The following is an 8,998-nucleotide window of genomic DNA, read 5'->3' as shown; positions in this document are numbered from 1 at the left end:
GGTAGCGAAGCCCTCGACTATAGCATGAGTTTTCGGGCTGCCGCCAAAGTTGGCCACTTATCGCGCGTTCAAGGCAGCCAGCGCCGCCTCCAGCGCATCGACGAACAGCGCCGCCACGTCGCAGCCGGTCTGGTCGAAGATCTCCTGGAAGCACGTAGGGCTGGTGACGTTGATCTCGGTGACGCAGTCACCGATCACGTCCACGCCGGCCAGCAGCAGGCCGCGCTCCTGCAGGATGGGGCCCAGGGCGTTGCCGATCTCCCAGTCGCGCTCGGACAGGGGGCGTGCCACGCCCTTGCCGCCGGCCGCCAGGTTGCCACGCACTTCGGTGCCTTGGGGAATGCGCGCCAGGCAGAACGGCACGGGCTTGCCGCCGATGACCAGCACGCGCTTGTCGCCTTCGGAGATCTGGGGCAGGAATTTCTGCACCATCACGCTCTCGCTGCCGTCCTTGTTCAGCGTCTCGATGATGCTGCCCAGGTTCATGCCGTCCGGCCCCACGCGGAAGATGCCCATGCCGCCCATGCCGTCCAGGGGCTTCAGAATGATGTCCTTGTGCTCGGCATGGAAGCTGCGGATGTCCGCCGGGTCGCGCGTGACCAGGGTGGGGCCGATGAACTGCGGAAACTCCATGATCGCCAGCTTCTCGGGGTGGTCGCGCAGCGCCCGGGGCTTGTTGAACACGCGGGCGCCGTCGCGCTCGGCCTGCTCCAGCATGTGGGTGGCATAGAAGTATTCGCTGTCGAACGGCGGGTCCTTGCGCATCAGCACCGCGCCGAAGTCGGCCAGCACCGCGCTGCGCACGGGCTGCTCGGTGTACCAGTCTTGCGGGTGGCCGGTGAGCACGATGTCGCGCACGCGCGCCGTCACCTTGCCACCACGCACCCAGCTCACGTCCTGCGGGCCGCACACCGTGATGGTGTGGCCCCGGCGTTGGGCCTCGCGCATCATGGCGAAGGTGGTGTCCTTGTAGATCTTGAAACTGGCCAGCGGGTCGGCGATGAAGAGGATTTGCATGGGCGGGTGGTGGATGGGTGTGAAGAAGGCGTGCGTCCCCAGGGCGGGGACGGACTCCATATAAGAGGGAGCCGTTAGCCGCCTTGGATGCGCGAACGCCCGTACTGTTGCACAAATAGCGCAAGGCTGCCTGCGACCACCCCCCAGAAGGCCGACCCCACACCCGCCACCACCACGCCGCTGAGCGTGACCAGGAAGGTGATGAGCGCCGCTTCGCGGTGCCCCTCTTCGCGCAACGCCGTCGCCAGCCCATTGCCGATGGTGCCCAGCAAGGCCAGCCCGGCGATGGCCACCACCAGTTCTGGGGGAAAGGCGGTGAGCAGCCCGGTGATGACCGCGCCGAACAGCCCGATCACCACATAGAGGGCGCCGCAGGACACGGCGGCCGTATAGCGGCGCGCGCGGTCTTCATGCGCTTCGGGGCCCATGCACATGGCCGCGGTGATGGCGCTGAAATTCAGGGCAAAAGCACCAAACGGCGCGAGCACCAATGTGCCCAGCCCTGTGAGCGTGAGCAGGCGCGAGATCGGCAGCGGGTAGCCCGATGCACGGATGACCGCCACGCCCGGCAGGTTCTGCGAGGCCATGGTCACCACGAACAGCGGAATGGCCAGGCTCACGGTGGCCGCCAGGCTGAACTCTGGCGTGGTCCACACCGGCGCGGCCAGCGAAAGGTGCACGGCGGACCAGGCCATCTGCCCGCGCAAGGCCACCCAGGAAATGCCCACAGCCAGCGTGAGGACCACGGCATAGCGCGGCAGCAGGCGCCGGCCCAGCAGGTAGGTGGCCAGCATCAGCAGCACCAGGGGCAGCGCCGTCTGCGCCGCAGTGAAGGCCTGGATGCCGAAACGCGCCAGCACGCCGGCCAGCAGCCCGGCCGCGATCTCCATAGGGATGCGGTTCATGATGCGCTCGAACCAGCCGGTGACGCCGCACAGCGTGATCAGCGCGGCGCTGACCATGAAGGCGCCGATGGCCTCGCCCATGCTGAAGCCACCGGCCAGCCCTGCCGTAGCCAGCACGGCAGCGCCAGGCGTGGACCACGCGATCATGACCGGCATGCGCAGCACCAGTGAGGGCACCAGGGAGCACAGCCCCATGCCCAGGCCCAGTGCCCACATCCAGGAGGTGATCTGCCCCGGCGTGGCATGAAAGGCCTGCGCGGCCTGGAAGACGATGGCCACCGAACTCGTGAAGCCCACCAGCACGGCCACGAAGCCTGCCGTGAACGACGACAGGCTCAGGTCTTTGAAAAATTGCATGGGCTGGATTCTGCCCGTTGCACCGATGCGGTGCACAACTGCACTGATCGTTGCCCCCTGCCCTGCGCTATACAAAGGCGATTCCATCGCCCACGATCCCTGCAACTGGCGCGTCCCAGGCCAGGGCCACCGTGCAAGGGTCGCCCCGCCGCACCGGTGGCGTCCCCCTCAGGGGGAAGCCGCGAAGCGGCTCAGGGGGAGTCAAATTTCGATCTTCGACCCGAGCTCCACGACAGCGTTGTTGGGCAGGTGCAGGAAGTCCGCCGCACCGCTGGCGTTGTGGTGCATCTGGGCAAAGAGCTTCTCGCGCCAGGGGGCCATGCCGCTGCCGATGGTGGGGACGACGGTGTCGCGCGAGAGGAAATAGCTCGTGGTCATGGGCTCCATGCCGCAGCCGCGGCCACGCAGTTGCTCCAGGGCACGGGGCAGGTCGGGGTCGTTCTTGAAGCCGTAGTGCACCACCACCTGCCAGCAATCGTGGCCCAGGGCATCCACCTGCAGGCGCTTGTCCATGCCAATCCAGGGCACCTCATGGCTCTTGACCGTCACGAACAGGTTCTGCTCGTGCAGTACCTTGTTGTGCTTGAGGTTGTGCAGCAGCGCATTGGGCACGACGCCCGTCTCGGCGGTGAGAAACACGGCCGTGCCTTCCACGCGCGTGGGCGGACTGATGAACACCGACTCCAGGAAATCCTTGAGGTCGATGGCATCGGCGCGCAGCTTGTCGTTGACCAGATGGCGCCCTTCCTTCCAGGTCATCATCAGCGTGAAGACGATGCCGCCGATCATCAGCGGGAACCAGCCGCCCGCGAACAGCTTGAGCAGGTTGGAGGCGAAGAAGGCCAGGTCCACCACGAAGAAGCAGCCCGTGGCAGCAACGCACAGCGCCAACGGGTAACCCCAGCCATAGCGGATCACGAAGAAGGTCAGCGTGGTGGTGATCAGCATGTCCAGCGTCACGGCGATGCCGTAGGCCGCAGCCAGGTTGCTCGACGAGCGGAACATCACCACGGCCAGCACGATGGCCACGAACAGGCCCCAGTTCACCAGCGGGATGTAGATCTGCCCCGTGTCACGCACGCTGGTGTGCTGGATATTCAGGCGCGGCAGGTAGCCGAGCTGGATGGCCTGCTTGGTCACGCTGAAGGCGCCGGTGATCAGCGCCTGCGAGGCGATCACGGTGGCCAGGGTCGCCAGCACCACCAGGGGCAACAGCGCCCAGTCGGGCGCCATCATGAAGAATGGGTTCTTCACCGCCTCGGGCTGGGCCAGCAGCAGCGCGCCCTGACCGAAGTAGTTGAGCGTGAGCGCCGGCATGGCCACGCCGAACCAGGCCAGGCGGATGGGGCGCTTGCCGAAGTGCCCCAGGTCGGCGTACAGGGCCTCGGCCCCGGTCACGCACAGCACCACGGCGCCCAGGATGATGAAGCTGGTGCCCGGGTTCGCGAACATGAAGCCCAAGGCATAGTGCGGGCTCATGGCCCACAGGATCTCGGGGTGGGTGACGATGTGGGACACGCCCAGGACCGCCAGGGTGGCAAACCAGACCAGCGTGATCGGCCCGAAGAACTTGCCGATGCCGCTCGTGCCCCGCTTTTGCACCATGAACAGGCAGAACAGCACCACCAGGGTCAGCGGAATCACGTACTGCTTGAAGTGCGGCGAGACCACTTCCAGGCCCTCGACCGCCGACAGCACCGAGATGGCGGGGGTGATGACCCCGTCGCCATAGAACAGCGAGGTGCCGAAGATACCCACGCCGAGCAGCACCCTGCGCAGGCGGGGTTTGTCCTTCACGGCTTGGGAGGCCAGGGCCAGCATGGCGATCAGCCCGCCTTCGCCATTGTTGTCGGCGCGCAGCACCAGCACCACGTACTTCAGGGAGACGATGACCGTCAGGGTCCAGAAGAGGATGGACAGGATGCCGTAAATGTTGTCCTGGGTAAAGGGCACATGGCCGGACCCGAACACCTCCTTGAGCGCATACAGCACGCTGGTGCCGATATCACCGTAGACAACACCGATGGCGCCCAGCGTGAGCGCTGCGAGCGAGGATTTGGAGCTTTGCACTGACCGCGCCCGGCACACGTGGCTGCCGGGGTTCCGTTACTTTTGGGAACGCTATTGTGCTCCTGCGCTGGTGCAGCGGCGCACCAGCCCGGGGCATGTTGCAGCGCAGCAACTTCCCTCTGGCGCGCCTGTGGCAGACGTGGCAGGCGGCCCTCAAGCCTCTTTCCAGTTCTTTCTTTAGAGAGCTGACCCCATACGGTTTTGCATTCAGCCGGATAGCCAGGCGGGGAGACGCAGACAGTGCTGTAGCACGGCAAGGCTCCTCAACGACGCTAGCCGGTTGAAGGCAAAGCCGTATCAGTCGTAGACCTCGGCATCGGGGTTGGTGGCTTCCAGCTCGTAACTGGCCGCCAGCATCGCCAAACGCGCGACCACGCCGTACATGTAAAAGCGGTTCGGCGCGCTCACCCCGGGGCGCATGCCCGGCTGGGGCATGTGCGTGCTGTGCTCGAAGGCCAGGGGCACGAAGCTCGCGCCCGGCGCGTTCAGGTTCTCGTCGATGCCGCGCTCGGCATGCATGCGGTAGAAACCGCCGACCACGTAGCGGTCCATCATGTAGACCACGGGCTCGGCCACGGCATCGTTCACCCGCTCCTGGGTGAGCACGCCTTCCTGGATGATCACGTCGTTGACCACCTGGCCGTCCTTGATGACCGCCATCTTGTTGCGCGTCTTGCGGTTGATCGCGTCCAGCTCCTTGGCGTCGCGCACGGTCATGATGCCCATGCCGTAGGTGCCGTTGTTGGCCTTGACGATCACGAAGGGCTTTTCGTTGATGCCGTATTCCTTGTACTTGCGGCGCACCTTGGTCAGCAGCGCATCCACATGGGTCTGCAGGTTCTCCATGCCGGCACCCTCGGAGAAGTCCACGTCCCCGCACTGGCTGAACATGGGGTTCACCAGCCAGGGGTCGATGCCCAGCATCTTGCCAAAGCGCTTGGCCACCTCTTCGTAGTTCTTGAAGTGGGTGCTCTTCTTGCGCACGCTCCAGCCGGCATGCAAAGGCGGCAGCAGGTACTGCTCGTGGATGTCTTCCAGGATGCCTGGCGCACCAGCCGTGAGGTCATTGTTCAGCAGGATGGTGCAGGGGTCGAAGTCCTTGAGCCCCAGGCGGCGCTTGGTGCGCACCACCGGCTCCAGGGTCACCGTGTCGCCATTGGGCAGCTCGATCAAGGTGGGCTTCTTGATCTCGGGGCTGATGGAACCCACGCGCACGTTGAGGCCGGCCATGTTGAAGATGCGCTGCAGCTGCACCACGTTCGACAGATAGAAGGTGTTGCGCGTGTGGTTCTCGGGAATGATCAGCAGGTTGCGCGCCTCGGGGCAGATCTTCTCGATGGCGGCCATGGCCGCCTGCACGGCCAGTGGCAGCATCTCCTTGGTCAGGTTGTTCCAGCCGCCGGGAAACAGGTTGGTATCGACCGGGGCCAGCTTGAAGCCGGCATTGCGGATGTCCACCGAGGTGTAGAACGGCGGGGTGTGCTCCATCCACTCCAGCCGGAACCAGCGCTCGATGGCGGGCATGGAGTCGAGCACACGCTGCTCGAGTTCGTTGATCGGCCCGGTGAGGGCCGTGATGAGATGCGGAACCATGGGGAGCCCTCAGAGGAGACGGTAACGATTGCAATCCATTGTAGGGTTGGGGCGTGACCGGTTCTTCGCAAGCCCGGGGCCGCTTTCTTTCAGCGCCGCCAGAACGAGGGAGTGAGCAGCGCCAGAAAGCTCAGGATCTCCAGCCGCCCGAGCAGCATGGCAAAAGTGCAGACCCAGATCTGGAAGTCGGTGAGCACCGCAAAATTCCCTGCCGGCCCCACGCCGCCCAGACCCGGCCCCGCGCAGTTGACACTGGCCAGCACCGCCGAAAACGCGGTCACCGGGTCCAGGTCGGTCAGCAGCAGCAGCATGCTCAGCCCGAAGACCGTGCCACCGTACACCAGCATGAAGGCCAGCACGGAGAAGATCACGCGGTTGTCCACCACGCCGCCGCCCAGGCACACCGGCTGCACGGCACGCGGGTGCACCAAACGGTTCATCTCGCGGCGCGCCTGCTTGACCAGGATCAGCATGCGCACCATCTTGATCCCGCCGCCGGTCGAGCCGGCGCTGGTGGCCACACCCGACAGCAGCAGCATGGACACGGGCGCGAACACCGGCCAGGCCAGGTAGTCCACCGTGGCGTAGCCGGTGGTGGTGGCCAGCGAGATGGTGTTGAACATGCCATGGCGCAGGGCATCGAGCGGCGCGTACACCCCCTTGGCCCAGAGCAGCAGTGACACCACCAGCCCGCCGCCGATCAGCGCGAACAGCGTGGCACGCAGCTCCGGATCTGCCCAGAAGCCGCGCCAGTGCCCCTTGCGAAAGGCCACGAAGTACAGCGCAAAGTTGCAGCTGGCAACCAGCATGAAAAAGATGCAGATGGCTTCGAGCAGCGGCGACTGGAAGTGCCCGAAGCTGGCATCGTAAGAAGACAGGCCGCCCAGGCTCACCGTGGTGAACATGTGCATCAGCGCGTCCAGCGGCGCCATGCCGGCGAGCCAGTAGGCCAGACCGCAGGACACGGAGAACAGCGCATACACCCCCCACAGGCCCTTGGCCGTGCCGGTCATGCGCGGCGTGAGCTTGGCATCCTTGAGCGGGCCGGCGGCCTCGGCCTTGAAAAGCTGGCTGCCGCCTACGCCCAGCAGGGGCAGCACGGCCACCGCCAGGATCAGGATGCCCATGCCCCCCACCCACTGCAGGAAGGTGCGCCACACGTTGACCGACACCGGCAGCGTGTCGAGCCCGCTGAGCACCGTGGAGCCGCTCGTGGTCAGGCCCGACACGGCCTCGAAATAGGCGTGCGTGAACGACATGGGGCGCCCGATATAGTGCCCCGCCAGCATCAGCGGCAGGGCTGCGGCCAGTGGCAGCAGCATCCAGACCAGCGACACCAGCATGACCCCGTGGCGCGGCTGCAGCTCATGGCGAAAGTGGCGCAGGCGCCACCAGAGCCAGGCACCGGCCATGAAGGTGGCGCCCATGGCCTGTGGGTACACCTGCCAGATGCCATCGCGCATCCACAGCGAGACCGCCAGCGGCAGCCCCATGGTCAGCGAGAAGATCATGGCCAGGATGCCCAGCACGCGCAGGACGGGAAACAGGTCCACCATGGCGCGTCAGAAAAAGGTGGCGCTCACACGGAACAGCTTTTCCACCTCGCGCACCAATCGCTTGTGTGGCAGGAAGAACACCACGTGGTCGTTGCTCTCGATCACCGTGGAGCTGCGCGGGATGATGACCTGGGGCTCGCGCAGGTCCTCGGGCGAGACACCGGGCGAATCGGGCAGGCCGCGCACGATGAGGCCCATGTGCACCTCGCCGGGCAACTGCAGTTCGCCGACCATGCGGCCCACCACGCGCGAGCTCTTGCGGTCGCCACGCGCGACGATCTCCAGCGCCTCGGCCACACCCCGGCGCAGGCTGTGCACGGCCTGCACATCGCCTTGGCGCACATAGGCCAGCAACTCGCCGAGCATGGCCTGCGCGGGCGACAGCGCAATGTCGATCTGCGTGCCATGCATCAGGTCGGCGTAGCTGCGCCGGTTGATCAGCGCCAGTACCCGGCGCGCACCCATGCGCTTGGCCAGCAGGCAGGACATGATGTTGTTTTCGTCATCGTCGGTGAGCGCCAGGAAGAGGTCAATCTCTTCGATGTTCTCGTCGCCCAGCAGGTCCTCATCGGTGGCGTCGCCCTGCAGCACCAGCGTGTCCGAAGGCAGCAGGGACGCCAGCTCGGTGCAGCGCGGCATGTCGCCTTCGACAATTTTCACGCGAAAGCGCCCGGCCTGTTTCGCCAGCTGGCGCGCCAGGCGCAGGCCCACGCGCCCGCCGCCGGCGATCATGATGCGGCGCACAGGCTGCACGGCCGTCGCCCCACGCCGGTGCAATGCGGCGAGCACGTACGCGATGTGCTCGCTGGCTGCGAGCACGAACACCTCGTCGCCCGGCTCGATGCGCGTGTTGCCGTCGCAGGCCACGAAGCGGTCGGGCTCGTCGGGAAAGCGCCGGTAGATGGCCACAATGCGCACCGCCACGTCGGGTGCGCCGGCACGCAGTTCGGCAATGGTGTGGCCCACCATGGGAGCCCCGGTCCGCGCGCGCACCGAGGCCAGGCAGGCCCGACCGCCCGCGAACTCGCGCACCTGCATGGCCTCGGGGTACTCGATGAGCTTGCCGATGTAGCGGGTGAGCGATTCTTCGGGGCAGATGATGCGGTCCACCGCAAAGCCTTCGGGGCCCACCAGCCGCTCGTCGTTGTCGAACCCCGAGGAGCGCACGCGCGCGATGCGCGTGGGGATGTTGAACACGATCTGCGCGATCTTGCAGCACACCAGGTTGGTCTCGTCCTGCGCGGCACAGGCGATCAGCAGGTCGGTGTCGTGCGCGCCGGCCTCGGCCAGCACGGCCGGGTCGATGCCGTTGCCCACCACGCCGCGCAGGTCAAAGCGCGACTCCAGGTCACGCAGGCGCTCGGCGTCGGTGTCGATGACGGTGATGTCGTTGCGTTCCGACACCAGGCTCTCGGCCACGCTGTGGCCGACACGGCCGGCACCCAGGATGATGATTTTCACGGGAGGATGATGGGTACAGGCGACAGGCGCGTCAAGCCA

The 8,998-nt window shown here is 66.1% G+C and carries 6 protein-coding genes; all 6 read right to left on the bottom strand.

Annotated features, from left to right (window positions below):
- Positions 1-57: 57 nt before the first annotated feature.
- Complete coding sequence (gene gshB / locus ACSQ9E_RS30990) at positions 58-1,017, bottom strand: glutathione synthase (protein WP_436220023.1); 960 nt, start codon at positions 1,015-1,017, stop codon at positions 58-60.
- A 74-nt stretch (positions 1,018-1,091) separates the two neighbouring features.
- Entirely contained in the window at positions 1,092-2,279 is a 1,188-nt protein-coding gene (locus tag ACSQ9E_RS30985; RefSeq protein ID WP_436220022.1) for a benzoate/H(+) symporter BenE family transporter, read from the bottom strand.
- A gap of 201 nt (positions 2,280-2,480) precedes the next feature.
- Positions 2,481-4,349: a potassium transporter Kup gene (locus ACSQ9E_RS30980; RefSeq protein WP_057267254.1), complete on the bottom strand. Its 1,869-nt coding sequence runs from the start codon at positions 4,347-4,349 to the stop codon at positions 2,481-2,483.
- A 297-nt stretch (positions 4,350-4,646) separates the two neighbouring features.
- Positions 4,647-5,942: a glutamate--cysteine ligase gene (gshA, locus tag ACSQ9E_RS30975; protein WP_057205271.1), complete on the bottom strand. Its 1,296-nt coding sequence runs from the start codon at positions 5,940-5,942 to the stop codon at positions 4,647-4,649.
- An 89-nt stretch (positions 5,943-6,031) separates the two neighbouring features.
- Entirely contained in the window at positions 6,032-7,498 is a 1,467-nt protein-coding gene (locus ACSQ9E_RS30970) for a TrkH family potassium uptake protein (protein WP_057267253.1), read from the bottom strand.
- Between the two features lie 6 nt (positions 7,499-7,504).
- A complete protein-coding gene (gene trkA / locus ACSQ9E_RS30965; protein ID WP_057205277.1) occupies positions 7,505-8,959 on the bottom strand; it encodes a Trk system potassium transporter TrkA in 1,455 nt (484 codons plus the stop codon).
- Positions 8,960-8,998: the final 39 nt, after the last annotated feature.

Origin of the sequence: Acidovorax sp. LjRoot118 (assembly GCF_964253575.1) — a bacterium.
Taxonomy (GTDB): Bacteria; Pseudomonadota; Gammaproteobacteria; order Burkholderiales; family Burkholderiaceae_C; genus Acidovorax.
The sequence above is the reverse complement of the archived record's forward strand: the minus strand, read 5'-3'. Positions and strand labels throughout refer to the sequence as shown.